This window comes from Aminobacter sp. J41 (assembly GCF_000526635.1).
Classification (GTDB): domain Bacteria; phylum Pseudomonadota; class Alphaproteobacteria; order Rhizobiales; family Rhizobiaceae; genus Aerobium.
Map to the genome: position 1 here is coordinate 255,403 of NZ_JAGL01000001.1, position 26,002 is coordinate 281,404.

Consider the following 26,002-nt stretch of genomic DNA (forward strand, 5'->3'; position numbering starts at 1 on the left):
CGAGGAAGCCTCATGTCCGAACGTTTCACCGCGTTGCTCGTTTCGCAGGACGAAGCAAAGAACCAGACCAACGCCATTGTCGAACTGACCGACGCGGATCTGATGGAAGGCGACGTCACCGTCGCCGTCGAAGCCACCACGGTCAACTACAAGGACGGGCTTGCGATCACCGGCAAGGCGCCGGTGATCCGGCGCTGGCCGCTGATCCCCGGCATTGACTTTGCCGGCACGGTCATCTCCTCCGAAAATCCGAACTGGAAGCCCGGCGACAAGGTCGTCCTCAACGGCTGGGGCGTCGGCGAGACGCATCACGGCGCCTATGCAAAGCGCGCCCGCGTCAAAGGCGAGTGGCTGGTGCCGCTGCCGGCCAGCATGTCACCGATCGACGCGATGATCGTGGGCACCGCCGGCTACACCGCCATGCTGTGCGTGATGGCGCTGGAGCGGCACGGCATCGTGCCGGAGCGCGGGCCGGTGATCGTCACCGGTGCCGCCGGCGGCGTCGGCTCGGTCGCGATCTCGATCCTGTCAAAGCTCGGCTATCACGTCATCGCCTCGACGGGCCGCCCGTCCGAGCACGAATACCTGAAGCAGCTGGGTGCGGTTGAGGTGATCGAGCGCGCGGAACTGACCAACCCGGCGCGGCCGCTCGGCAAGGAGCGCTGGGCAGGCGGCGTCGACACGGTTGGCAGCCATACGCTCGCCAACGTCCTGTCGATGACCAAATATGGCGGCGCGGTCGCGGCCTGCGGCCTTGCCGGCGGCATGGACCTGCCATCAAGCGTTGCCCCGTTCATCCTGCGCGGCGTTTCGCTGCTTGGCGTCGATTCGGTGATGGCGCCGCGCGAGCTGCGGCTGGAAGCCTGGCAGCGGATCGAGAAGGATCTCGACCGCGAGCACCTGCGCGCGATCTCCACGCTAATGCCGTTCGACGCGATCGAAAACGCGGCGCATGACATCATCGAAGGCAAGGTTCGCGGCCGTCTCGTCATCGACATGACGGCGTAAAGGCGAAATCGCTAAAATTGTAGCGGCGGGCCACAACCTTCCCTAAGCGTTATGCCGTAGGGTCATGGCATGTTGGATAAGCGTGCCACGAACCGACCCGAACGCGACACCCAAAACTCCGACGCGCAGGGGCGCGTGCGGATGCGCATCACCCCGCCGCCGCTGGCCCACGAGCCCGAGGCGAGCCCGGCGCGCTCGTTGCTGCGGCCGGCGCTGGTGCTGGCGCTGCTGACGCTTGCAGCCGTCACCTATTTCACCCACTCCTCGCTGACCGTCGCGGCTGGGCTCGTCTTCATCAGCCTCGTCACGATCTACCTGATGGTCGCGGAGCTGCGCGACAAGGGACGGCTTGCCTCGCTGATCGACGAGACTGCGAACCGCAACCGCTTCGAGATCGAGCACCTCGCCGACCGCATGTGGGAGATGCAGGAGAGCGAGGAGCGCTTCCACGAGCTGATCGATGCACTGGGCGACATCATCGTCCACCGCGACCGGGACGGGCGCATCGTCTATGCCAACCGGGTGCTTTCGGACCTGCTCGGCTGCCGGCCGGAGCAGCTGGTCGGCAAGAAACTGCGCGACGTCGGCGTCGAGATCGGCGTCGTGCCCGACAGCGCCTTCTCGAACGGCGAGTATCTGTCCTCAACCGACGTCGTCATCCGCGCAAAGGACGGCGAGCGCTGGTTCTCATGGATCGAGCTGTCGGCGCGCGACAAGGTGAACAACGCCGTCTCGCACCGGGCGATCGCCCGCGACATCACCGCGCTGAAGCGCGCCGAAGAGGCGGCGAACATTGCCCGCGAGCGGGCGGAATCGGCCAACCAGGCGAAGTCGCGCTTCCTTGCCACCGTCAGCCACGAGATCCGCACACCGATGAACGGCATCATGGGCATGGCGAAGCTGCTTGCCGACACGCGCCTGTCGCCGGAGCAGAAGACCTACGTCAATGCCGTTTCAACCTCGGCCTCGGCGCTCCTTGCGCTGATCGAGGATTTGCTCGACTACTCCAAGATCGAGTTCGGCCGCTTTGAACTCGAAGCGCAGGAAGTCTCGCCGCGCGAGCTGGCCGAGAACGTCGTCGAGCTGCTTGCCCCGCGCGCCTACGCGAAATCGATTGGCCTTGGCTGCCACATCGACCCGCAGGTGCCGGACACGATCAGAGCCGATCCCGGCCGGCTGCGGCAAGTGATGCTCAACGTGATCGGCAATGCGGTGAAGTTCACCGAAGCCGGCGGCGTGCTGGTGGAGCTGAAGCTCGAGGGCGACATGCTGCGCATCGATGTGACCGACACCGGTCCCGGCCTCGACGAGGCGGACATCGGCCGGCTGTTCGAGGAGTTCGAGCAGGGCGACGGCACCTCGACCCGCAAGCATGGCGGCGCAGGCCTCGGGCTCGCCATCTCGCGGCGCATCGTCGAGGCGATGGGCGGCGAAATCACCGCCACCGGGGAGCGCGGCAAGGGCTCGCGCTTCACCATCTCGCTTCCCGCGCAGAAGGGGCGCCGCAAGCCGCAGATCGTGCGCACGCTGAACGGCCGCTCCTGCCTGATCGTGTCGAAGAACGGCATGGAAGCAGAGGCAATCGCACGGACGATTACCGCCCATGGCGGAAAACCCGAGATCGTGCCGTGCATCGAGCATCTCGTCGCTGCACCGGGCCGCGCCGCCTATGACGTCGTCTTCATGGACGCGGAGATGGAAAATGTCGACGCGCGGCTGCTCAAGCGGCTGCGCGGCGCCGGCATTCGCCCGTCGCAAGCGATCATCCTGATTTCGCCGACCGATCGCGGCAAGCTGCCGCGCTACCGCGCGGCAGGCTACGATGCGTTCCTGGCACGGCCCGTGCGCGGCGAAACGCTGATGCGGGTGCTGACCGCGGCACCTGTGGCGGCAAACGCGGCGCCCGCCGGCGACGGCGAGCGCCGTATCGAAACCACCGCCAGCGGCGCGACGTCTTTCTCCGTGCTGATCGCCGAGGACAATGACATCAACGCGCTGCTGGCGCGCTCTGCGCTTACCAAAAGCGGTCATCAGGTGAAGGTCGTCGGCAACGGCCGCGCGGCGGTCGACGCGGTGCAGGAGCGCGACTTCGATGTCGTGCTGATGGACCTGCACATGCCGGTGATGGACGGGCTCGACGCGATTGCCCACATCCGCAAGTTCGAGGAAGCCAAGGGCAAGCCGCCCGTGCCGATCCTTGTCTTGTCCGCCGACGGGCAGGAGGCGACACGCAAGGGCGTGATTTCCCACGGTGCCACCGGGTTCCTCACCAAGCCGCTCGACCCGCAGGCGCTGGTCGCCGCGGTGGAGCGCCATGGCAAGCGGCTGGAAACGGAACAACACGCCGCACGGTCATAGTTCCGTTGCAGAAAACGCCTATATCGTTGGTCGACCGGCGTTGCGGCGGTGGTCAGGGGCGGGTCCGGCAAGCATAATTGGCCTTGCCGTCCGCAAAGGCCTTCGCCCTTCCCGACAGATGGCTTAGGACTGCTGACGGCAGCCGAGGAGAATCGACCATGCAAGACCTGCTGGACCCATCGCGCGGGCTTTCCGGTTTCGTCACCTCGCGTGGCAACGAATTGCAGCCCGGAACCGTGCTTGGACGGATCGCGACACTGGAAGTGCGGCTGGCCGGCGGCACGCATGACATTTCGGTCGCGCAGAAGCTGCGCTATCGGGTCTTTCACGAGGAGCTGGGCGCAAAGGGAGCAACCCTTGCGAGCGCTGCCGACCAGGTCGATGCCGACCGCTTCGACGACGTCTGCGACCACCTGCTCGTCATCGACCGCGGAACAGATGGCACGAAGAATGAGGTCGTCGGTACCTACCGGCTGCTGCGCCAGGACGTGGCGATGGCGACCGGCGGCTTCTATTCGAGCGCCGAATTCGAGATCGACCGGCTGGTTGCGCGCCACCCCGACATCCGCTTCCTGGAACTCGGGCGTTCCTGCGTCCTGCCCGAATACCGCTCGCGCCGTACCATCGAACTCTTGTGGCAGGGCATCTGGGCCTATGTGCGCCACTACGGCATCGGCGCAATGACGGGATGCGCCTCGTTTCACGGCACGGTGCCGGCTGCACACGCGCAGGCGCTATCGTTCCTGGCGCAGAACTGCCGCGCCGGCGGCGACTGGCGCGTCTCGGCAGTGCCGTCGCGCTACCACGAGATGGACCTGATGCCGGCCGAGGCGATCGACGCGCGCGCGGCCCTCAACGAGATGCCGCCGCTGATCAAGGGTTATCTGAGGCTGGGCGCGAAGATTGGGGACGGTTGCGTCGTCGACCACGAATTCGGCACGACCGACGTCTTCATCGTGCTGCCGGTCGAGAGCATCTCGTCGCGCTACATCAACTATTACGGCGCGGACGCCGACCGCTTCGCCCCGCGCGTTTCGTAAGAACCAACTTACGCAGAGTCACCCGGCGCCGCAGGGGCGCCGGGTGCAGCATTTGCATCAGCCGTTGGAGGTGTAGGCAGCGATTGCGGCCATGTTGACGATGTCGCTGTCCTTGGCGTTCAGCGGCACGATCTGCACCGGCTTGTTAAGGCCGACGAGCAGCGGGCCGATCACCGTCGAGCCGCCGAGCTGCTGCAGCATCTTGGTCGCAATCGAAGCCGAGTGATAAGCCGGCATCACAAGCACATTGGCCGGGCCCGACAGGCGGCAGAACGGATACTGGCGCATCAGCTCGGGGTTGAGCGCGACATCCGCCGCCATCTCGCCGTCATACTCGAAGTCGACGCGGCGCTTGTCGAGGATGCGCACCGCTTCCGCGACGCGGGCCGAGCGTTCGCCCTGCGGGTGGCCGAAGGTCGAGTAGGCCAGCAGCGCCACGCGCGGCTCATGGCCCATGCGGCGGGCAAAGCCCGCTGCCTCCTCGGCAATGTCGGCGATCTCGGTCTCATTCGGCATGTCGTGGACGGCCGTGTCGGCGACGATCACGGTGCGGCCGCGGGAAATGACGATCGAGACGCCAATGACGCGGTGGCCGGGGCGGGCGTCAATGACGTGGCGAACATCGTCAAGCGCGATCGAGTAGTTGCGGGTCACGCCCGTCACCATCGCGTCCGCATCACCGAGCGCCACCATGCAGGCGGCAAAATGGTTGCGGTCGTTGTTGATCAGGCGCTGGCAGTCGCGGACCAGGTAGCCCTTGCGCTGCAGGCGCTCGTACAGGAACTCGGTATAGATCGAGTTCTTGCGCGACAGGCGCGCGTTGATGATCTCGATGCCTGGACGGTCGAGGTCGATGCCGGCCTGGCGGGCATTTTCCTTGATGACGTCGTCACGGCCGATCAGGATCGCGCTGCCGAGCTGCTGGTTCACGTAGGAAACCGCGGCGCGCATGACCTGCTCCTCCTCGCCCTCGGCGAAGACGACGCGCTTGGGCTGACGGCGCACGCGCTCGTAGATGCGCTGCAGGGTCGACGCCATCGGGTCGCGGCGGGCAAGCAGCTCCTGCCGGTACTTTTCAAGGTCGAGGATCGGCCGGCTGGCAACGCCCGAATCCATCGCGGCCTTGGCGACCGCAAGCGGGATCGCCGAGATCAGACGCGGATCGAACGGAACCGGGATGATGTAGTTCGGGCCGAACTTCGGGCGGTTGCCGCGATAGGCGGCAGCAACGTCGTCCGGCACGTCCTCGCGGGCAAGCTCGGCGAGCGCTCGGGCAGCCGCGATCTTCATCTCGTCGTTGATGGTGGTCGCGCGAACGTCGAGTGCGCCGCGGAAGATGTAGGGGAAGCCGAGGACGTTGTTGACCTGGTTCGGGTAGTCGGAGCGGCCGGTCGCGACGATCGCGTCGGTGCGGATCTCGGCGACCTCTTCCGGCAGGATCTCCGGATCCGGGTTCGCCATCGCGAAGATGATCGGGTTCTTCGCCATCGAGGCGATCATCTTGTCGGTGAAGGCGCCCTTGGCGGAGAGACCGAACACGACGTCCGCGCCTTCCATGGCGTCGGCCAGTGTGCGCTTGTCGGTCTCGACCGCATGCGCCGACTTCCACTGGTTCATGCCCTCGGTGCGGCCCTTGTAGACCACGCCCTTGGTGTCGCAGAGGATCACGTTCTCCGGGGCAAAGCCCATCGCCTTGACGAGCTCGATGCACGCGATGCCAGCAGAGCCCGCGCCATTGCAGACGAGCTTGGTCGTCTTCATGTCGCGGCCGGTGATTTCCAGCGCGTTGATGAGGCCGGCAGCGGCAATGATCGCGGTGCCGTGCTGGTCGTCATGGAACACCGGAATGTCCATGATCTCGCGCAGGCGCTGCTCGATGATGAAGCAGTCGGGCGCCTTGATGTCCTCGAGGTTGATGCCGCCGAAGGACGGGCCGAGATAGCGCACGCAGTTGATGAACTCATCGACGTCCTGAGTGTCGACCTCGAGGTCGATCGCGTCGACGTCGGCGAAGCGCTTGAACAGAACCGCCTTGCCTTCCATCACCGGCTTAGAAGCCAGCGCGCCGAGATTGCCGAGGCCAAGGATCGCCGTGCCGTTGGAAATCACGGCCACCATGTTGCCGCGCGACGTGTAATCGAAGGCGCGGGTCGGATCCTCCGCGATCGCCTTCACCGGGACCGCGACGCCGGGCGAATAGGCCAGCGACAGGTCACGCTGGGTGGCCATCGGCTTGGTCGGCGTGACCTCGAGCTTGCCCGGGCGGCCGATCGCATGAAAATCGAGGGCTTCTTGCGGAGTGACCGACGGTCCCCCTTCGGCGGTCGTGTCGTTCAGTGGCATCTGGCGCTTGTTTCCTTCCTGGGCAGGCTCGTTTCTGTGGAGTTTTGCCGACCTATATCGATTGAGGCTACACTTGCCAGCGTTAAATCGCCAAGCAGGACATCGGCTTTCAGCGAAGGCAAGTTCCCTTGAATCAGCAGACGCCAATCAACCCCGCTTCCACGCTCCAGCTGTCCGCCGAAGGCGCGACGCCGATGATGGAGCAGTACATCGAGATCAAGCTCGCGAATCCTGATTCGCTCTTGTTCTACCGGATGGGCGATTTCTACGAGCTGTTCTTCCAGGACGCGGAAATCGCCAGCCGGGCACTGGGCATCGCGCTCACCAAGCGCGGCAAGCATCAGGGCGAGGACATCGCCATGTGCGGCGTGCCGGTGCACTCGGCAGACGACTATCTCGAAAAGCTGATCGCGCAGGGCTACCGCGTCGCCGTCTGCGAGCAGATGGAAGATCCGGCGGAAGCGAAAAAGCGCGGCTACAAAGCGGTGGTGAAGCGCGACGTGGTGCGCCTCGTCACGCCCGGCACTATCACCGAGGAAAAGCTGCTTGCGCCCGGCGAGGCAAACTACCTGATGGCGATTGGCCGCGTGCGCGGCACGACCGAACACGCTTACGCGCTCGCCTGGATCGACATCTCGACCGGCGCCTTCAAGGTGGCGGAATCGGCCGCCGACCGGCTGCTCGCCGATATTTTGCGCGTCGACCCGCGCGAGGTGGTCGTCGCCGAGCCCGTGTTCCATGATCCGGAGCTGAAGCCGGTGTTCGACGTGCTCGGGCGGGTCGCCAGCCCGCACCCGGCGGTGCTGTTCGATTCGGCGGCGGCCACCAGCCGCATCGCCCGTTTCTACAATGTCGCGACGCCGGAGAGTTTCGGCCAGTTCAGCCGCGCCGAGCTATCGGCGATTTCGGCGGCGATCGCCTATGTCGAGAAGACGCAGATCTCCGAGCGTCCGCCGCTGGCGCGGCCCGAACGTGAGGAGAACGCCGCGACCTTGTTCATCGACGCGGCGACGCGCGCGAACCTGGAACTCGTACGCACACTGTCGGGCAACCGCGACGGCTCGCTTCTGAAGGCGATCGACCGCACGGTCACCGGCGGCGGCGCGCGGCTCTTAGCCGAGCGGCTCACCGCCCCGCTCACCAACCCGGCCGAGATCGAGGCGCGGCTCGACTGCGTCTCATTCCTGCAGTCGGAGACGCGGCTGTGCGAGGGTCTGCGCGCACTGCTAAAGGGCGCGCCGGACATGCCGCGCGCGCTGTCGCGCCTTGCGCTCAACCGCGGCGGGCCGCGCGACCTCGGCGCGCTGCGCACCGGCATCGACGCGGCGCGGCAGGTGGCAGAGCTGCTCTCCTCGGCCATGCTGCCGGAGCGGCTGACGAAATGCTGCGAGGAGCTGCGGGCGCTGCCGGAAAGCCTGCGCGACCACCTCAACCGCGCCCTTGCCGAGGAAATGCCGCTCCTGAAGCGCGACGGCGGCTTCGTGCGCGAGGGCTATCATGACGAGCTCGACGAGATGCGGGCGCTGCGTGACCAGTCGCGCCGCGTCATCGCTGAGATGGAGCGCGAGCTGATCGAGGAGACCGGCATCCGGTCGCTGAAGATCCGCCACAACAACGTGCTCGGCTACTATATCGAGGTGACGGCCAACAATGCCGAAGCCCTGACGGGCACGGATGCCGCCAAGGCGCGCTTCATCCATCGCCAGACCATGGCGAATGCGATGCGCTTCACCACGACGGAGCTGGCGGGTCTTGAGACGAAGATCGCCAACGCCGCCGACCGGGCGCTGCAGATCGAGCTTTCAGTGTTCGACACGCTGCTCGCCGAAGTCGTCTCGCATGCCGAGGCGATCCGCGCGGGCGCGGCGGCGCTGGCGGAACTGGACGTCTCGGCCGCGCTCGCTGTGCTGGCGACCAGCGAGAACTATTGCCGACCGCGCGTCGATGACAGCCTTGCCTTCCGCATCGAGGGCGGTCGCCATCCGGTGGTCGAGCAGGCGCTGCGGCGCCAGCTGGGCGACCCGTTCGTGGCCAATGACAGCAATCTTTCGCCCGAGGACGGCGGCAAATACGGTGCCATCTGGCTGCTGACCGGCCCGAACATGGGCGGTAAGTCGACCTTCCTGCGCCAGAACGCACTGATCGCGATTCTCGCGCAGATGGGCTCGTTCGTGCCGGCGACCAGCGCCCATATCGGCGTTGTCGACCGGCTGTTCTCGCGCGTCGGCGCCTCGGACGACCTTGCACGCGGCCGCTCGACCTTCATGGTCGAGATGGTCGAGACGGCGGCGATCCTCAACCAGGCGGGCGAGCGCTCGCTGGTGATCCTCGACGAGATCGGCCGCGGAACCTCGACCTTCGACGGCCTGTCGATCGCCTGGGCGGCGGTGGAATACCTTCACGAAAAGAACCGCTGCCGCGCGATCTTCGCCACCCACTTCCATGAGATCACCGCGCTCGCCGGCAAGCTGCCGCGCCTGCACAATGTGACGATGCGGGTGAAGGAGTGGGAAGGCGACGTCGTCTTCCTGCACGAGGTCGGCATGGGCGCGGCCGACCGATCCTATGGCGTGCAGGTGGCACGGCTGGCGGGCCTGCCCGAGGCGGTGGTCGAACGCGCGCGCGAGGTGCTGCACCAGCTTGAGGAAGGTGAGACGTCCGGCAAAGCCGACCGGCTGGTTGACGACCTGCCGCTGTTCTCGGTTGCCGCCAAACGCGAAGCCGCCGCGCCAAAAGCGAACGATGCGCTGACGGAAGCCGTCGCCGGGCTGCAGCCGGACGACATGACGCCGCGCGAGGCGCTGGAAGCGCTGTACCGGCTGAAGGAACTGGCGGCGAAGAAGTGAGGTTTTGGGCGCCGGAGCGGGTTCTGAAACCTCGCGCTGCCCCTCACCTGCCTGCCGGCATCCTCTCCCCGTGAACGGGGAGAGGAGCGAGGTGAGACCATTCTGCATCACCATCCCCACCCTTGTTCATAACTAAAGATGGACGCGGACTGAGGCGCTCGTTCCCCAGCCGTGGAAGCACTCTGCAAAAGCGCCTTCCTCCCTTCTCCCCGCTTGCGGGGAGAAGGTGCCCGGAGGGCGGATGAGGGGCAGCACGCCCCCTTCCGGAAGCCGGCGCTGCCCTCACCTGCCTGCCGGCGAAGTCGCGCTGAACTTGAACCGACGGCCTTGCCCCTCACCTGCCTGCCGGCATCCTCTCCCCGCAACGGGGAGAGGAGCGATAGCCATCTAGGCCATTGGTTGCTCATAACTTTCTGCTTCCTGATCCCCGCATCAACGATTGGCGAAAGCCGTGGAACAGCGGCCTTTTCCCCCTTTACGCTGAGAAGTGCCCGGGTGGGCGATGAGGGGCAAATCTGCCTAACTACTAGCTATCTAGCTACCTACCTCCCCTAAGTCCCTACTCCCCTAAGCCCCTACCCCCTCACCTCCGCGTCACCCGCATTGGCAGGCCGCCTTGCGGCTGGGTGGTGAGTTTTTGCACCGGCCAGGGCTTCGTCTGCGGCGTGGTGTCGAAGCGGAAGCGGGACATGAGGACGCCAAGCGCAATGATGGCCTCCTGCATCGCGAACGCCGCTCCGATGCAGATGCGCGGGCCGGCGCCGAACGGGAGATACTGGTATCGGTCGATCTTCTCGCGGTTGCCGGGATGGAAGCGCTCGGGCAGGAACGCCTCGGGATTATCCCAGAGCTTGCGGTGGCGGTGGATCGTCCACGGCATGATCTGGATCTGCGCGCCGGCGATGATGTCGAGGTCGCGCCAGCGCTCGGGCTGAATGACCTCGCGGCTGATGGAAGCCGCCGGTGGGTAGAGCCGCATCGCTTCCTCAAAGGCAGCGCGAGTATAGGGCATCTTGCCGAGCCACTCATACGGGTCCGGCGTCGAGGCGATGACCTCGTCGATCTCGGCCTCGACACGGTCACGCTCCCACGGCGCCTCGGCAAGGCAATAGAGCGTCCAGCCGAGCGCACGCGCGGTGGTCTCGTGGCCGGCGCCGATGAAGGTGATGATGTTGTCCTCGATCTCGCTGGCCTTCAAGCCGTCCGGACCCTCGGCCTTGAGGAGCAGGGTCAGGAAGTCGTTCGGCGAGCCATCGGGGTCGCGGGCAAGCTTGTCCTTGCGCATCTGCATGGTGTCGGCGACCAGCTTGCGGAAGAACGCCATGGTCTTGCGGCCGCGAATACGGGTGATGCGAGGGATCCAGTCCGGCGCGCCGATGAGGTCGAGCGGGTCGACGCGGCCCATCGTCTCGAAGAGATGGTCGACCTGGTGGGCAAAATCGTCGGGGTTGCCGGAAACCTCGCCGGAAAACAGCGTCTCGGCGAGGATGTCATAGGTCAGCATGGTCATGTCGCGGGCGACATCGGTGACCATGCCGTCGTGGTAGCGCCCGGCGAATTTTTCGGCGATGCGCAGCATCGGCCCGGCGAAGCCCTCGATGTGGCGCGGGGTGAAAACCGGCGCCATCGCCTTGCGCGAGCGGCGCCAGACCTCGCCTTCGGCGGTGAGCAGGCCGTCATGCAGGATCGGGCGCAGGATCTTCTGGCGCACGCGCGCCATGCGGTAGTTCTTCGCGTTGTCGACGAGGATGTGGCGGATCAGCGCCGGATCGTTGGCGATCAGCAGCGGGCCGCCGACGCCGGTTCCGATCGAGATCCACGGTTCGTTGTAAGAAGGCTCGCCCCACAGCTCGAGCGGGTTGCGGTAGACGATCCGCATCAGCTCCAGCGTCGTCGGCGGACGGGTTCGCGGCTTGGGCGCGGGCGGGACGAACGGTGTCGGCTTGATGTCCATCTTTCCTACCTAGGCAAGGGCTCGAGCGGGTTCAATCGGACAGCGGGAAACGGCTACGGAGTCCGTGTCAAATAACTCGCGAGAACTCTCGAAGTTCGGTCAGAAGTGCTGACATAAATTCCGAATTTAATTAACGCGTGTATTTTTGCGAAGCTCCTGATTTTCGCTTCCGGCGCGGAAGAAACGATTTTGAGTAACTGTTTTCTTGCTTTGCGTTTTCCTTTGTGCATTTTCAAAGATGGAACGCGTGACAGCAGATCGCGCGGCCAGGGGGAATGACCAAAAGCCTCTGGGAGGAGGCACACGGCAACAATTGCGACGCGCTGCGCGCGATCGCCCGGGTGTGAGGTACGCATGCAGGACGGCGTCATTCTGGCCGCGGAAGACCTGACCAAGGAATTCAAGGGTTTCTACGCCGTCGAGGGCGTCAGCCTGAACGTAAGAAAGGGGCAGATCCACGCCCTGATCGGCCCGAACGGGGCTGGCAAAACCACCTGCTTCAACCTGCTCACCAAGTTCCTGTCGCCGACGCGCGGGCGCATCACCTACAAGGGCCAGGACATCACCGCGATGTCGCCGGCAGACATCGCCCGGCTCGGCCTCGTCCGCTCGTTCCAGATCTCCGCCGTCTTCCCGCACCTCACCGCGCTCGAGAACGTGCGCATCGCGCTGCAGCGCCAGCGCGGCGACTCCTTCGACTTCTGGCGCTCGCAAAAGGTGCTGTCGCAGTTCGACGACCGGGCGCGGGAGCTGCTCGCCGACGTCGGCCTCGCCCAGTTCGAGACGACGCTTGCCGGCGACCTGCCCTATGGACGCAAGCGCGCGCTGGAAATTGCAACCACGCTGGCGCTCGACCCGGAAATGCTTCTGCTGGACGAGCCGATGGCCGGCATGGGCCATGAAGATGTCGACCGCATCGCCGCGCTCATCAAGCGCATCTCCGCCGACCGCACCATCCTGATGGTCGAGCACAATCTTTCGGTCGTCGCCTCGCTTTCCGACACCATCACGGTGCTGGCGCGCGGCAAGGTGCTCGCCGAGGGCGACTACGCAACTGTCTCGAAGGATCCACGCGTCGTCGAGGCCTACATTGGAGCTGGCCATGGCTGAGGCTGCCACCGCACCCCGCGCGCAAACCAGTCCCGCGCGCGATCCGCTGCTGTCCGTCCGCAACCTCGAAGCCTGGTACGGCGAAAGCCACGTGCTGCATGGCGTCAGTTTTGACGTCTATCCGGGCGAGGTGGTGACGCTGCTTGGTCGCAACGGCGCGGGCAAGACGACGACGCTGAAGTCCGTCATGGGCATCCTGCCCAAACGCAAGGGCTCGGTCGTCTTCCAGGGCAAGGAGCTGATGCATGTGCCGGCGCGCTATGTGGCGCGCGAGGGTATCGCCTTCTGCCCGGAGGAACGCGGCATCTTCTCCTCGCTCTCGGTCGAGGAGAACCTGATGCTGCCGCCGCAGGTGAAGCCAGGCGGCATGACGGTTGAGCAAATCTTCGAGCTGTTCCCGAACCTCAAGGAACGCCTGTCGAGCCAGGGAACCAAGCTTTCGGGCGGCGAGCAGCAGATGCTGGCGATCGGGCGCATCCTGCGCACCGGCGCCAAGATGCTGCTGCTCGACGAGCCTACCGAAGGGCTCGCGCCCGTCATCATCCAGCAGATCGGCCGCACCATCGCGCGGCTGAAGAACGAGGGCTTCACCATCGTCCTCGTCGAACAGAATTTCCGCTTCGCCTCGACGGTTGCCGACCGTCACTACGTGGTGGAGCAGGGTCGCGTCATCGACGAAATCGCCAATAACGAGCTCGAGGCCAATCTCGAAAAACTGCACGCCTATCTCGGCGTGTAGGGGGAGCAATGGCGCAAAATGCGCCGCAATCGGAGGAGACTGACATGAGGAAGACTGGAATTCTGCTGGCATCCCTCGCTGCCTCGCTTATGGCGTCGAGCGCGCTGGCGCAGGACATCTCCGTCAAGATCGGCGTGCTGAACGACCGCTCGGGCGTCTATGCCGACCTCGCCGGCGAAGGATCCGTGATCGCCGCGCAGATGGCGGTCGACGATTTCGGCGCCGCGGACAAGGGCATCAAGGTTGAGATCGTCTCGGCAGACCACCAGAACAAGCCGGACGTTGCCTCCACCATCTCGCGCCAGTGGGTCGACCAGGAAGGCGTGACGGCGATCGTCGACGTACCGACTTCCTCGGCAGCGCTCGCGGTCAACGAAGTGCTGCGTGAAGCCAACGCCGTCTTCATCAATTCGGGTGCGGCGGCATCCGACCTCACCGGCCCTGCCTGCTCGCCGCACACCGTCCACTGGACCTACGACACCTGGGCTCTCGCCCACGGCACCGGCTCGGCGATGGTGGAGAACGGCGGTGACAGCTGGTTCTTCCTGACGGCCGACTACGCCTTCGGCCATGCGCTCGAACGCGACACCACCGCGGTGGTGGAAGCCTCCGGCGGCTCAGTGGTCGGCTCGGTGCGCCACCCGTTCCCCGGCACGGACTTCTCCTCGTTCCTGCTGCAGGCGCAGTCGTCCGGCGCCAAGGTGATCGGCCTCGCGAACGCCGGCGGCGACACCATCAACTCGATCAAGCAGGCGGCCGAGTTCGGGATCACCCAGGGCGGCCAGGCGCTGGCCGGCCTGCTGATCTTCCTCACCGACGTGCACGCGCTCGGCCTTGAGACGGCGCAGGGCCTGGTGCTGACCGAGAGCTTCTACTGGGATCTCAACGACAGCACCCGCGAATGGTCCGCACGCTTCCAGGAGAAGGACGGCGACAAGCCGACAATGGTGCAGGCCGGCGTCTATGCCGGCGTGCTGCACTACCTGAAGGCGGTCGAGGCGGCAAAGTCGGCTGATGCGGACACCGTCATCGCCAAGATGAAGGAATTGCCGACGGACGATCCGCTGTTCGGCAAGGGCGAGATCCGCGCAGACGGCCGCAAGGTGCACGACATGTACCTGTTCAAGGTCAAGGCGCCGGGCGACTCCAAGGGAGAGTGGGACTATTACGAGAAGCTCGCCACCATCCCGGCCGACAAGGCATTCCGCCCGCTCGCTGACGGCGGCTGCCCGCTCGTCCAGTAAGAGCCTGAGACCGCGCGCGCCGCGCCATCGTGGTGCGCGCCCTCTCCCGCATCAACCGGCAGGACGAATCTATGTTCGAACTACTTGGTATCCCGCCACAGGCGCTCTTCGGGCAGCTGCTGCTCGGTCTGATCAACGGGTCTTTCTATGCGATCCTGTCGCTGGGGCTGGCAGTGATCTTCGGCCTGCTCAACATCATCAACTTCACGCACGGCGCGCAGTATATGCTGGGTGCCTTCGTTGCCTGGATGCTGCTGACCTATCTTGGCATCGGCTACTGGTGGGCGCTCCTCATCGTGCCGGTCGTCGTTGGCATCACCGGCATCATCATCGAGCGGCTGCTGATCTCGCGGCTCTACCACCTCGACCATCTCTACGGGCTGCTGCTCACCTTCGGCCTGGCGCTGATCATCCAGGGCGTGCTGCGCAACCAGTACGGCATCTCCGGCCTGCCCTATGCGATCCCGCCCCAGCTTGCCGGCGGACAGAACCTCGGCTTCATGTTCCTGCCGAACTATCGCGGCTGGGTCGTGGTCGCCTCGCTCGTCGTCTGCCTTGGGACATGGTTCGTGATCGAGAAGACGCGGCTCGGCGCCTATCTGCGCGCCGCCACCGAGAACCCGACGCTGGTTGGCGCCTTCGGCATCAACGTGCCGCGCATGATCACGCTGACCTACGGCTTCGGCGTCGCGCTCGCTGCCTTCGCCGGCGTCCTCGCCGCACCGATCTACTCGGTGAACCCCAATATGGGCGCCGACCTCATCATCGTCGTGTTCGCCGTCGTCGTGATCGGCGGCATGGGCTCCATCCTCGGCGCGATCGTGACGGGCTTCGGCCTCGGTCTGATCGAGGGCCTGACGAAGGTCTTCTATCCGGAGGCATCGTCAGTGGCGATCTTCGTCATCATGGCGGTGGTCCTGCTCGTCAAACCCGCCGGCCTGTTCGGGAGGACTGCCTGATGACCGCGGCTATCGAAACGCAATCCGGCATTGCCGGGCAGCAGGCGCGCGCCGGCATGCCAGCCCACCATGCGGCGATCTTCATCGGTCTGCTCGCAGCCGGCCTCGTCGCGCCGTTCCTGCTCTACCCCGTCTTCGTGATGAAGGTGCTGTGCTTCGCCTTGTTTGCCTGCGCCTTCAACCTGCTGCTCGGCTATGGCGGCCTGCTCTCTTTCGGCCACGCGGCCTATTTCGGCGGCGCGGCCTACGTTTCGGCCCACGCGGCCAAGGTCTGGGGTTTTCCGCCGGAGCTGGCAATCCTCTCCGGCGTCGTGGCGTCGGCGATCCTCGGCACGGTGTTCGGCGCGTTGGCGATCCGCCGGCAGGGCATCTACTTCGCCATGGTGACGCTCGCCTTCGCGCAGATGGTGTTCTTCTTCTCGCTGCAGGCACCATTCACCGGCGGCGAAGACGGCATCCAGGCTGTGCCGCGCGGCAACCTGTTCGGCGTCCTCAGCCTGCGATCCGACTTCAGCCTTTACTTCGTGGTGCTGGCGATCTTCCTCGGCGGGCTGCTGCTCATCTACCGCATCATCCACTCTCCATTCGGACAGGTGCTGAAGGCGATTCGCGAGAACGAGCCGCGCGCGATCTCACTCGGCTACCGCACCAACCGCTACAAGCTCGCCGTCTTCGTGCTGTCGGCGACGCTGGCGGGGCTCGCGGGCGCCACCAAGGCGATCGTGTTCCAGCTGGCGTCGCTCACCGACGTGCACTGGTCGATGTCGGGCGAGGTGGTGCTAATGACGCTCATCGGCGGCATGGGCACCGTGTTCGGGCCGATCGTCGGCGCCGCGGTGATCGTGACGATGCAGAACTACCTCGCCACCATGGGTGCATGGGTGACGGTGATCCAGGGCTGCATCTTCGTCATCTGCGTGCTGCTGTTCCGCGAGGGCGTTGTCGGCGTGCTGGCAAGGTGGCTGAAGAAGCCGCTGTGATGGGCGCCTGTGGGCTTCAGGCGCGAGGGGACGTTGCGTCTGGCGTGTCGCTCGCTGGTGTAACGGAGGAGTTCCGGCATGGATCGTCGGCTCAAGGCCGACGATGACGAAGTTGGAAAGTAAGCGCGAGATTGCCGCCGTTGCGCAGCCGAGGCGTCACCAGGTTTTCCCGGCATTTCCTCCTCGTCATCCGCGGGCCTCACCCGCGGATTCATGCCTGAATGTGTCCCGTGTGCCCGCGGCGCCGAACCGGACGCGCCGGGAATGAACATCAATCAGTGGCTATCTATTTCTCCCGTACCCCTTCCCCCCCTCAGCGGCGCGCAGGGGAGCATCACATCAAGCCCCGAGCAGCCGCTCCCGCCTCACCCACCGTCCGATCAGCAGGGCGCCGACGACGGCAAGGCCGGTGGCGAGGCCGATCCAGATACCGACACCGGCAAAGCCGCCCCAGAAGGCAAGGCCCGCGCCGAGCGGCAGGCCGACCGCCCAGTAGCCGATGGCGGCGTAGAGCATCGGCACGCGCGTGTCGCGCAGGCCGCGCAGCATGCCGCTGCCGACCGCCTGCGCGCCGTCGGCCAGCTGGAACACCGCCGCAACCGACAGGAAGGTTATCGCCTTGGCGACCACGGGGGCATTGGCCGGATCGGAAATGTCGATGAAGCCCATGATGAGGAGCCGCGGCACGGTGATCATGGCAATCGCCGTCATCGCCATGAAGGCAAGGCCCATGGCAAGAGCGGTCCAGCCGGCGCGGCCAAGGCTTTCGCGGTCGCCGGCGCCATGGAAACGGCCGACACGCACGGTTGCCGCCTGCCCAAGCCCCATCGGCACCATGAAGGTGATGGCGCCGATCTGCAGCGCGATGGCATGGGCGGCTAGCGAGGTTGTGTCGATCAGGCCCATCAACAGGCCGGAAGCACCGAACACCGCGACCTCGAAAACGAGGATACCGGCGATTGGCAGGCCGATCCTGAGCATTTCCCAGAAACGCGGCCAGTCGGGGCGCCAGAAGCGGCCGAACAGGCGGTAGCGGCGAAAGACGCGATGGCGCGTGACCACGATTGCCATGCCGGCAAACATCAGCGTGGCGGACAGCGTCGTGCTGATGCCGGCGCCGAACAGGCCGAGCGCCGGGAAGCCGAACTTGCCGAACATCAGGCAGTAGTTGGACAGCGCATTGAAGCCCACGGCGGCAAAGACGATGACGAGCGCCCAGCCGGGCCGCTCGAGCGCCGAGATGAAGGAGCGCAGCACGATGAAGCCGTAGAAGGGCAGGATCGACCACTGCATCGAACGCATGTAGACGCCGGCGCCTGCCGCAAGCTCCGGCTCCTGCCCCATCGCGAGCAGGATTTCCTCCGTGTGCCAGAGGAACAGCCACAGCGGCACGACGACCATGCAGGCGATCCAGAACCCCTGACGCACCGTGCGGCGCACGTCGCGCACGGAATGGCGGTTGCGGCCGATCTCGAAGGCGACCATCGGCGAGACCGCGAGGATCAGGCCAAGCCCGAACATCATCGGCGCGAAATAGAGGTTCGAGCCGAGCGTGCCGGAGGCAAGCGCTTCGGGCCCGAGGCGGCCCATCATCATCACGTCGGTGGTGTTCATCGCCGTCTGGCCGAGATTGGTCAGCACCATCGGCCAGGCGAGCGCGAGCATCGCCCTTGCCTCGGCGAGCCATGAGGAGCCGGTGCGCACCGGCGCGGAATCAGCGGGAAGACTGGTCATCCGTGGTCATTACCGTTTTGCCACGGCGAATCCAGCACCACGGCGGCATGCTTCCTTGGCGCAAGCAATTGCGGGGGGATTTATTTGGGGCTAAGACCCCAGTCCAGCAATTGCCCGCCAAACGCCCGAGGTTCTGATGACGACCGATCAGCTTGCCACCGCCGAAGAGCAGGCCCGCCTTCTTTCGGCGGCGCTGCCCTACATGCAGCGTTACGAGAACAAGACTGTCGTGGTGAAATATGGCGGTCATGCGATGGGCAATGTTGAGCTCGGCCGCGCCTTTGCGCGCGACATCGCCTTACTAAAGCAGTCCGGCGTCAACCCGATCGTCGTGCATGGCGGCGGCCCGCAGATCGGCGCCATGCTGAACAAGATGGGCATCGAATCGAAGTTCGAGGGCGGGCTGCGCGTCACCGACCAGAAGACGGTCGAGATCGTCGAGATGGTGCTGGCCGGCTCGATCAACAAGGAGATCGTCGCGCTCATCAACGCCGAGGGCGAATGGGCGATCGGCCTGTGCGGCAAGGACGGCAACATGGTCTTCGCCGAGAAGGCGCAGAAGACCGTGAAGGATCCCGACAGCAACATCGAGCGGGTGCTTGATCTCGGCTTCGTCGGCGAGCCGGTCGAGGTCGACCGCACGCTGCTCGACCTGCTGGCCCGCTCCGAGATGATCCCGGTGATCGCGCCGGTGGCACCGGGCCGCGACGGCCACACCTACAACATCAATGCCGACACCTTTGCCGGCGCCATCGCAGGCGCGCTCAACGCCTCGCGTCTCCTCTTCCTCACCGACGTTCCGGGCGTCCTCGACAAGGACAAGAAGCTGATCGACGAGCTGACGGTGGCGGAAGCGCGCGCGCTGATCGCCGACGGCACGATTTCGGGCGGCATGATCCCGAAGGTCGAGACCTGCATCGAGGCCATCGAGCGCGGGGTCGAAGGCGTCGTCATCCTCAACGGCAAGACGCCGCACTCCGTCCTGCTCGAGCTGTTCACGGAGCACGGCGCCGGAACGCTGATCGTTCCGTAAGCAAGGACAACATTCCAAGGAGCATGGCATGATCGATCTGACTGGGCGGGTGGCAATCGTCACGGGCGCTGGCTCGGGCCTCGGACGCGAACATGCCCTGCTCCTGGGACGACGCGGCGCGAAGGTCGTCGTCAACGACATGAACGCCGAACCGGCGCAGAAGGTGGTCGACGAGATCATTGCGGCAGGGGGCGAGGCGTTTCCCTTCGCCGCATCGGTGACCGACTTCGACGCCGTGCAGGCGATGGTCGCCGAGACGCTGCAGCGCTGGTGCCAGATCGACATCCTCGTCAACAATGCCGGAATCATCCGCGACAAGAGCTTCGCCAAGATGGATCTCGCCGACTTCCGGCTGGTCCTCGACGTGCACGTGATGGGCGCCGCCAACTGCTGCAAGGCGGTGTGGGACCACATGCGCGAGCGCAAGTATGGCCGCATCGTCATGACGACGTCGTCCTCAGGCCTCTACGGTAATTTCGGCCAGGCGAACTACGCCGCCGCCAAGATGGGGCTGGTGGGCCTGATGCTTACGCTGGCGCTCGAAGGCGCCAAGTACAACATCCGCGTCAACTGCCTTGCGCCCACCGCCGCGACGCGGATGGTCGGCGACCTGTTCCCGCCGGAGCAGCTGGCAATGCTCGAGCCGCACCGGGTGAGCCCCGCGGTACTGGCGCTGGTGCGCGAGGACGCGCCGACGCGCGTGGTGCTTGCTGCCGGCGGCGGCAGCTTCGAGACCGCCCATGTGACGCTCACCGAAGGCGTTTTCCTCGAGGACGGCCCGGACGTCGCCGAACGGCTGGTCGAGCGCTGGGAAGAGGTCATGGACCGCGACAACGAGTTCGAGCCGGACACCGGCTTCCGACAGCTCGAGCACGAACTCGCCAAGGCCGAGGCGGCAAGGCTGGCGAAGAATTGATCCTCGCCAAGCGCCGCCCTAGCGGGTGAGCACCAGCACGACGATTCCGAGCACGATCAGGATGCAGCCGACCGTCTCGTAGCGGTTGATCTTCTCCTTGAAGAAAAACACCGAGGCCGCGAAGGTGAACAGCATCTCGATCTGCGCCAGCGCCTTGACGATCGAGGACTGCTGCAGCGTCATCGCCATGAACCAGCCGAACGAGGCCGTCGAGCCGACAAAGCCGGTGAACAGCGACACCTTCCAGGCGCGCGCGATGCGGCCGATCTCGGCACGGTCCTTCCACATCATCCAGCCGGCCATGACGATCGTCTGCAGGCAGATCGTCCACACCAGCGTGACGGCCGCCTGCATCGCGAAGTTCGGGCCGCCAAGTGCCAGAGAGGCGGCGCGGTAGGCAACGGCCGAAATGCCGAACAGGGTGCCGGAAGCAAGGCCGATCAGCGAATTGCGAGCGAACACCGAGGCGACGAGATTGCGCCAGCTCATTTCCATGTGCGCGACCGAGATCAGCATCACGCCGAAGACGCTGATGGCGATGGCGGACAAAACGCCCGCCGTGATCGTCTCGCCGAAGAAGATCAGCCCGAACAGCGCTGCCTGCGCGGGCTCGGTGCGCGAATAGGCAGTGCCGACCGCAAAGTTGCGGTAGGAGAACAGGTGAATGAGCAGGAAGGTCGCCGCGATCTGGCCGAATGCGCCGACGCCCACCCAGAACAGGAAGGTGCCGTTGGCCGATGGAACATCATAGCCGCCGACCGTCGCGAGCAGCCAGAGATAGAGGCAGGCAAACGGAACACCGAAGCCGAAGCGCACAAAGGTCGCCCCGGTCGTGCCCATGACGGCCTTGAGGTGCTTCTGCGCGGCCGAACGCAGGTTCTGCAGGAAGGCCGCGGCGATGGTGATGGGTATCCAGAGTTCCATGTCGCCCCCAGTCGGTGAAGCGACTTAGGCGCTTTAAGGCTCTCCTGACAAGCCTCGTCGCTCAGGCAGCCTCGCGGACGATATCGAAGACGACACGATTGCGGCCCCGACGCTTGGCCTCGTAGAGGCGAATGTCCGCCTCGCGCATCATCTCTGCCAGCGCCACGTTCGGGCGGAACCGCGTCGCGCCGATGCTGACCGACAGCGGCAGGTATTTGCCCTCGCCCGGATGGAACCGCAGTTCCTCGACGGCAATGCGCATGCGCTCGGCAACCAGCATCGCATCCTCGACGCTCGCGCCCGGCAGGAAGGCGGCGAATTCCTCGCCGCCAATGCGGCCGACAATATCGTTTTCGCGCACCGAGCGGCGGATCGCGTCGGCGATCAGGAGGAGTGCGACGTCGCCCTGCTGATGGCCGTGGGTGTCGTTGATGTACTTGAAATTGTCGGCGTCGACGATGAGCAGCGCGCCGGTATCGCTGCGGCGGCGGGTGTTGCCGAATGCCTTGAAGAAGGTCTCGCGGTTGAGGAGGCCCGTCATTTCGTCGTGGCGCGCCTTTTCCGCCAGCTGCGCGTAGGCGGCGGCGAGCTCCGCATGCGTCTCGGCAAGCTGCGCATGCACAAAGGTGAGGTCCGAGATCGCCTGGCGAAGCTTGCGCTTCTGCAGCAGGAAATAGACGCTGCCGGCGAAGATCACCACGAACGGGCAAAAGATCTTGACTGGAACCGCGCTGAAATCGACCTCGCCGCCCGCGAGCGGAATCAGCCGCACGATCATGAACAGAGCGAGCATCGTCGCGATGATCGAAAAGATGGCTGCGCGGGCGAGCAGGGAAAACATCGGCGGCACTCTCGGGAACTTCCCCAGCGGAATGCCAGATTCTTGTTGCGCGCCGATTTCGCTAATAGATCAAATTTGAACGATCGGCCGCATTTCCTTGTCGCCGCCCGGCAGCGGCCTTCATTCCGGGCCACAGATGGGCTAGGCAGTGGCCATGACAAACGCACCCGATCCCGCCCGCTTCGCCCATGTCACCGACTGGGTGTTCGACCTCGACAACACGCTCTACCCGCATCACACGAACCTGTTCGCGCAGATCGACGTGAAGATGACGGCCTATGTGGCCGAGCTGTTGCAGCTGCCGCGGGACGAGGCGCGCAAGGTGCAGAAAGAGCTTTACCGCGAATACGGCACGACGATGAACGGGCTGATCACGCGCCACGGCATCGATCCGGACGATTTTCTCAACAAGGTGCACGACATCGACTATTCCTGGGTGCAGCCGGACCCGGCGCTGGGCGCGGCGATCCGCCAGCTGCCCGGGCGAAAGTTCATCTTCACCAATGGCGACCGGCGGCACGCGGAAAACACCGCGCGCCAGCTCGGCATCCTCGACGATTTCGACGACATTTTCGACATCGTCGCGGCCGGCCTCGTGCCGAAACCCGCGCGCGAGCCCTACGACAAGTTCCTCGGCATCCACCGGGTGGACGCGCCGAACGCGGTCATGTTCGAGGATCTCGCGCGCAACCTCTCGGTCCCCAAGGCGCTCGGCATGACGACGGTGCTGATCGTGCCGAACAATTTCGAGCCGACCTTCTCGGAGATCTGGGAGCAGGATCCCGAGCACGAGGACGATGTCGACTACGTGACCGACAACCTCTCCGGCTTCCTCAACACGATCCTTGCGGGGCTGTAGCGGCGGCCGGTGGCGGATCCGGCGCATGGTACTGTTATGGGGGCGCACGAGCACGCCCCCTCCTCCATGCTTCGCATGGTCCCCCTCCCCCATAAATGGGGGAGGATCCGCGGGGCAATGTCATCACGTCGTTCCGTAACGCCGGTGCGGCTTCAGCGTTCAGGCACGGATGGCCGGGTCAAGCCCGGCCATGACGAAGTGGAAATGCATCATCCATAACTTCGCCCCGCCGTTGGCATCGAGAGTCGTGTGTTCCGCAATGGGAGACGATGAGGAGGGCTCTCCTCTTCCTGTCGCCTCTCCCGTTCGTCATGGCCAGGCTTGACCCGGCCATCCATGCCGGAGACGTTGCAGGGCAGGAGCAGAGGGTTCCGCTTGCGGTCGCGCGGAACCTTTCCAGACGCGGGAGGCGCACCCAGAAGCGGAGGAGGCTGGAGCGGGCGAAGGGGCGCAGCCCCAAATCCTTACGACGGTTGGCTCTGCAGAGGAAGTGCACGTTCCGGCAAGAAATCTAAGGCCGACCCGCCGGGAAGACAAAAGGCGCGTTCGAGTCCACAGACGGGGCGTGATCGGGCGCCAGAAGGAAACCCCGCCCGAAAACAAAAATGGCGGGTCGAGGACCCGCCATTTCATTTGTGCCTTTAGGCGAGAAGCTTACTCGGAAGCGCCTTCGGCGGCAGCTGCAGCAGCCTCGGCAGCCTTGGCGGCAGCCTCTTCCTCGGCCTGCTTTGCAGCAGCGATGCGCTCCTGGGCCTTCTTGCCCGGGATAGCCTTGGTCGGGTTGTTACGGGCTTCGCGAGCAACGAGGCCGGCGTCAGCCAGGAAGCGGGCGACGCGGTCGGTCGGCTGGGCGCCGGTCGACAGCCAGTGCTTGATGCGGTCTTCGTTCAGCACGACGCGCTGGCCGTCCTTCGGCAGCATCGGGTTCCACGAGCCGAGCTGCTCGAGGAAGCGGCCGTCGCGCGGGGCGCGCTGGTCGGCAACGACGATGTGGTAGTAGGGGCGCTTCTTGGAGCCAGCGCGGGCAAGACGGATTTTCAGTGCCATGTTCGTTTCTCCTAGATGTTCTGGCCTAAAGGCATTCCGTTGAATTCAGGAAAGGGATTCCTTCTCCGAGGCAATTGCCTCGTGATGGCGGATGACTTCGCGAATGATGAAGTTCAGGAACTTCTCAGCGAAATCCGGGTCGAGACGCGCGTCCTGAGCCAGCTGGCGCAGGCGCGCGATCTGCTGCGTTTCACGGGCCGGATCTGCGGGCGGCAGATCGTACTTGGCCTTGAGCACGCCCACTGCCTTGGTGCAGCGGAAACGCTCGGCGAGCATGTGGACGAGCGCCGCATCGATGTTGTCGATCGAGATGCGGTACTCGGCGAGCTGCTCGTAAGGCGACCTGGCCGTGTCTTCTGTCATTGCCCCCTCACTTCTTTTTCACGCCGCCCGGCAGGCCGGGAAGCTTCAATCCACCAGGCAGACCCGGAAGGCCGCCGCCGGGAAGTCCACCCGGAAGACCGCCGGGCAGGCTCTTCGGCAGACCTGCGCCAAGGCCAGCTGCCTCGGCCTGCTTCTGCAGGGCCTCGAGCTGCTTGGGGTCCATCTTCGAAAGGTCGGGCATGCCGCCGCCCATCAGGCCGCCAAGGCCCATCTTGGAGGCAAGGCCACCCATGGCGGCGCGCATCATGCCACCGCCCTTGCCCTTGCCGCCCATCGCCTTCATCATGTCCGCCATCTGGCGGTGCATCTTCAGAAGCTTGTTGATCTGCGCGGCATCGGTGCCGGAACCGGCGGCGATGCGCTTCTTGCGCGAGTGCTTCAGAAGGTCCGGATTGGCGCGCTCTTCCTTCGTCATCGACTGAATGATGGCGATCTGGCGCGCAAACATCTTGTCGTCGAGGCCAGCGGCGGCAATCTGGTCCTTCATCTTAGCCATGCCGGGCATCAGGCCCATGATGCCGCCCATGCCGCCCATTTTCTGCATCTGGCGCAGCTGATCGAGAAGATCGTCGAGGTCGAACTTGCCCGACTGCATCTTCTTGGCCATCGCCGCGGCCTTTTCCGCGTCGAGGGTGGCGGCCGCCTTCTCGACCAGCGAGACGATGTCGCCCATGCCGAGGATGCGGTCGGCGATACGCCGGGGATGGAATTCCTCCAGCGCGTCCATCTTCTCGCCGACGCCGATGAGCTTGACCGGCTTGCCGGTGACGGCGCGCATCGACAGGGCCGCACCGCCGCGGCCATCGCCGTCCATGCGGGTGAGCACCAGGCCGGTGACGCCGACGCGTTCGTCGAAATTGCGGGCGAGGTTGACGGCGTCCTGACCGGTCAGCGAGTCGGCGACCAGCAGGATCTCGTGCGGGTTCGAGGCGGCCTTGATCTCCGCCATCTCGATCATCAGTGGCTCGTCAATGTGGGTACGGCCGGCGGTGTCGAGGATGACGACGTCGTAGCCGCCGAGCTTCGCGGCCTGCACCGAGCGGTGCGCGATCTCGACCGGCGATTGGCCGGCGACGATCGGCAGCGTCGAAACGCCGGTCTGCTCGCCGAGCTGGCGCAGCTGCTCCTGGGCGGCCGGACGGCGGGTGTCGAGCGAGGCCATCAGGACCTTCTTGCCCTGGCGCTCGGTCAGCCGCTTGGCGATCTTGGCGGAGGTGGTGGTCTTACCCGAACCCTGCAGGCCGACCATCATGATAACGACGGGAGCCGGCGCATTAAGGTCGATCGTCTCGCCCTCGGAGCCCAGCATCTCGACCAGCTCGTCATGGACGATCTTGACGACCATCTGGCCGGGCTTGATCGACTTCAGGACCTCGGCACCGACCGCCTTGGCGCGGACGCGATCGGTGAAGGAACGCACGACCTCGAGCGCGACGTCAGCCTCGATCAGCGCGCGGCGAACCTCGCGCAGCGCCGCCGAGACGTCGGCTTCCGAGAGCGCACCACGGCCGGTAAGGCCGTTCAGAATGGATCCGAGGCGTTCCTGAAGTGATTCAAACATCCGCTTTTCCCGTTCCCTGCCGAATGATCTCGCCAGAGAGGTAATACCTCAGCGGCAGGATGCCAAACTCCAAAGCCAGTGGGCACCCGGGGGCGCATCGCGCTGCCGGGTGTTGACCTCCG

Annotated in this window: 20 protein-coding genes; 12 read left to right on the plus strand and 8 right to left on the minus strand. The window is 65.3% G+C overall.

Features of this window, described 5'->3' with window-relative positions:
* Positions 1 to 12: 12 nt before the first annotated feature.
* The 3 genes from L630_RS0101240 to L630_RS0101250 all read left to right on the plus strand — a co-directional run bounded on the left by L630_RS0101240 (position 13) and on the right by L630_RS0101250 (position 4,406).
* Positions 13 to 1,008 carry an MDR family oxidoreductase gene (locus tag L630_RS0101240; RefSeq protein ID WP_024846471.1) on the plus strand — a complete coding sequence of 332 codons (996 nt, stop codon included), beginning with the start codon at positions 13 to 15 and terminating at the stop codon, positions 1,006 to 1,008.
* 69 nt (positions 1,009 to 1,077) lie between these two features.
* Positions 1,078 to 3,366: a PAS domain-containing hybrid sensor histidine kinase/response regulator gene (locus tag L630_RS0101245; protein ID WP_051473056.1), complete on the plus strand. Its 2,289-nt coding sequence runs from the start codon at positions 1,078 to 1,080 to the stop codon at positions 3,364 to 3,366.
* Positions 3,367 to 3,524: 158 nt separating this feature from the next.
* Positions 3,525 to 4,406 (plus strand): GNAT family N-acetyltransferase, encoded by an 882-nt coding sequence (locus tag L630_RS0101250; protein ID WP_024846473.1) that lies wholly within the window; start codon positions 3,525 to 3,527, stop codon positions 4,404 to 4,406.
* A 57-nt stretch (positions 4,407 to 4,463) separates the two neighbouring features.
* On the opposite strand, the gene L630_RS0101255 is transcribed toward L630_RS0101250, so the two are convergent.
* Entirely contained in the window at positions 4,464 to 6,749 is a 2,286-nt protein-coding gene (locus tag L630_RS0101255) for an NADP-dependent malic enzyme (RefSeq protein WP_024846474.1), read from the minus strand.
* 194 nt (positions 6,750 to 6,943) lie between these two features.
* Between L630_RS0101255 and mutS the strand changes: the two genes are divergently transcribed.
* A complete protein-coding gene (gene mutS / locus L630_RS0101260) occupies positions 6,944 to 9,595 on the plus strand; it encodes a DNA mismatch repair protein MutS (RefSeq protein WP_084465672.1) in 2,652 nt (883 codons plus the stop codon).
* A 583-nt stretch (positions 9,596 to 10,178) separates the two neighbouring features.
* Here the strand turns inward: mutS and L630_RS0101265 are convergent.
* A complete protein-coding gene (locus tag L630_RS0101265; protein ID WP_024846476.1) occupies positions 10,179 to 11,549 on the minus strand; it encodes a cytochrome P450 in 1,371 nt (456 codons plus the stop codon).
* Positions 11,550 to 11,903: 354 nt separating this feature from the next.
* Here L630_RS0101265 and L630_RS0101270 point away from each other — a divergent pair, with 354 nt between their 5' ends.
* The 5 genes from L630_RS0101270 to L630_RS0101290 all read left to right on the plus strand — a co-directional run bounded on the left by L630_RS0101270 (position 11,904) and on the right by L630_RS0101290 (position 16,581).
* Entirely contained in the window at positions 11,904 to 12,659 is a 756-nt protein-coding gene (locus L630_RS0101270) for an ABC transporter ATP-binding protein (protein ID WP_024846477.1), read from the plus strand.
* Complete coding sequence (locus L630_RS0101275; protein WP_024846478.1) at positions 12,652 to 13,398, plus strand: ABC transporter ATP-binding protein; 747 nt, start codon at positions 12,652 to 12,654, stop codon at positions 13,396 to 13,398. The genes L630_RS0101270 and L630_RS0101275 overlap by 8 nt, the downstream gene beginning before the upstream one ends.
* A 44-nt stretch (positions 13,399 to 13,442) precedes the next feature.
* Entirely contained in the window at positions 13,443 to 14,642 is a 1,200-nt protein-coding gene (locus L630_RS0101280; RefSeq protein WP_024846479.1) for an ABC transporter substrate-binding protein, read from the plus strand.
* Positions 14,643 to 14,713: 71 nt separating this feature from the next.
* Entirely contained in the window at positions 14,714 to 15,601 is an 888-nt protein-coding gene (locus L630_RS0101285) for a branched-chain amino acid ABC transporter permease (RefSeq protein WP_024846480.1), read from the plus strand.
* Between the two features lie 56 nt (positions 15,602 to 15,657).
* Positions 15,658 to 16,581, plus strand: a complete 924-nt coding sequence (locus L630_RS0101290) for a branched-chain amino acid ABC transporter permease (protein WP_210246031.1) — start codon at positions 15,658 to 15,660, stop codon at positions 16,579 to 16,581.
* Between the two features lie 339 nt (positions 16,582 to 16,920).
* Here L630_RS0101290 and L630_RS0101295 read toward each other — a convergent pair whose 3' ends face one another.
* Positions 16,921 to 18,315, minus strand: a complete 1,395-nt coding sequence (locus tag L630_RS0101295) for an MATE family efflux transporter (RefSeq protein ID WP_051473057.1) — start codon at positions 18,313 to 18,315, stop codon at positions 16,921 to 16,923.
* A gap of 136 nt (positions 18,316 to 18,451) precedes the next feature.
* On the opposite strand from L630_RS0101295, the gene argB reads away from it, so the two are divergent.
* Together argB and L630_RS0101305 are read left to right on the plus strand one after the other, a co-directional pair.
* Positions 18,452 to 19,348: an acetylglutamate kinase gene (gene argB / locus L630_RS0101300; RefSeq protein WP_024846483.1), complete on the plus strand. Its 897-nt coding sequence runs from the start codon at positions 18,452 to 18,454 to the stop codon at positions 19,346 to 19,348.
* A 28-nt stretch (positions 19,349 to 19,376) separates the two neighbouring features.
* The gene (locus tag L630_RS0101305; RefSeq protein WP_024846484.1) at positions 19,377 to 20,264 is read left to right on the plus strand and encodes an SDR family NAD(P)-dependent oxidoreductase; all 888 of its coding nucleotides are present in this window, start codon (positions 19,377 to 19,379) and stop codon (positions 20,262 to 20,264) included.
* A gap of 18 nt (positions 20,265 to 20,282) precedes the next feature.
* Here L630_RS0101305 and L630_RS0101310 read toward each other — a convergent pair whose 3' ends face one another.
* Together L630_RS0101310 and L630_RS0101315 are read right to left on the minus strand one after the other, a co-directional pair.
* A complete protein-coding gene (locus tag L630_RS0101310) occupies positions 20,283 to 21,188 on the minus strand; it encodes a DMT family transporter (RefSeq protein ID WP_024846485.1) in 906 nt (301 codons plus the stop codon).
* Between the two features lie 61 nt (positions 21,189 to 21,249).
* On the minus strand, positions 21,250 to 22,029 hold the full coding sequence (locus L630_RS0101315; protein ID WP_024846486.1) for a GGDEF domain-containing protein: 780 nt from the start codon (positions 22,027 to 22,029) through the stop codon (positions 21,250 to 21,252).
* Between the two features lie 154 nt (positions 22,030 to 22,183).
* On the opposite strand from L630_RS0101315, the gene L630_RS0101320 reads away from it, so the two are divergent.
* Entirely contained in the window at positions 22,184 to 22,888 is a 705-nt protein-coding gene (locus L630_RS0101320; protein WP_024846487.1) for a pyrimidine 5'-nucleotidase, read from the plus strand.
* 654 nt (positions 22,889 to 23,542) lie between these two features.
* Here L630_RS0101320 and rpsP read toward each other — a convergent pair.
* Genes rpsP through ffh form a run of 3 tightly spaced genes read right to left on the minus strand, consistent with a single transcriptional unit; the run spans position 23,543 to position 25,880 of the window.
* Positions 23,543 to 23,935, minus strand: coding sequence for a 30S ribosomal protein S16 (gene rpsP, locus L630_RS20890; RefSeq protein WP_034329083.1), 393 nt, complete (start codon positions 23,933 to 23,935; stop codon positions 23,543 to 23,545).
* Positions 23,936 to 23,980: 45 nt separating this feature from the next.
* On the minus strand, positions 23,981 to 24,298 hold the full coding sequence (locus L630_RS0101330) for a chorismate mutase (protein WP_024846488.1): 318 nt from the start codon (positions 24,296 to 24,298) through the stop codon (positions 23,981 to 23,983).
* A gap of 7 nt (positions 24,299 to 24,305) precedes the next feature.
* Positions 24,306 to 25,880 (minus strand): signal recognition particle protein, encoded by a 1,575-nt coding sequence (gene ffh, locus L630_RS0101335; protein WP_024846489.1) that lies wholly within the window; start codon positions 25,878 to 25,880, stop codon positions 24,306 to 24,308.
* Positions 25,881 to 26,002 lie beyond the last annotated feature (122 nt).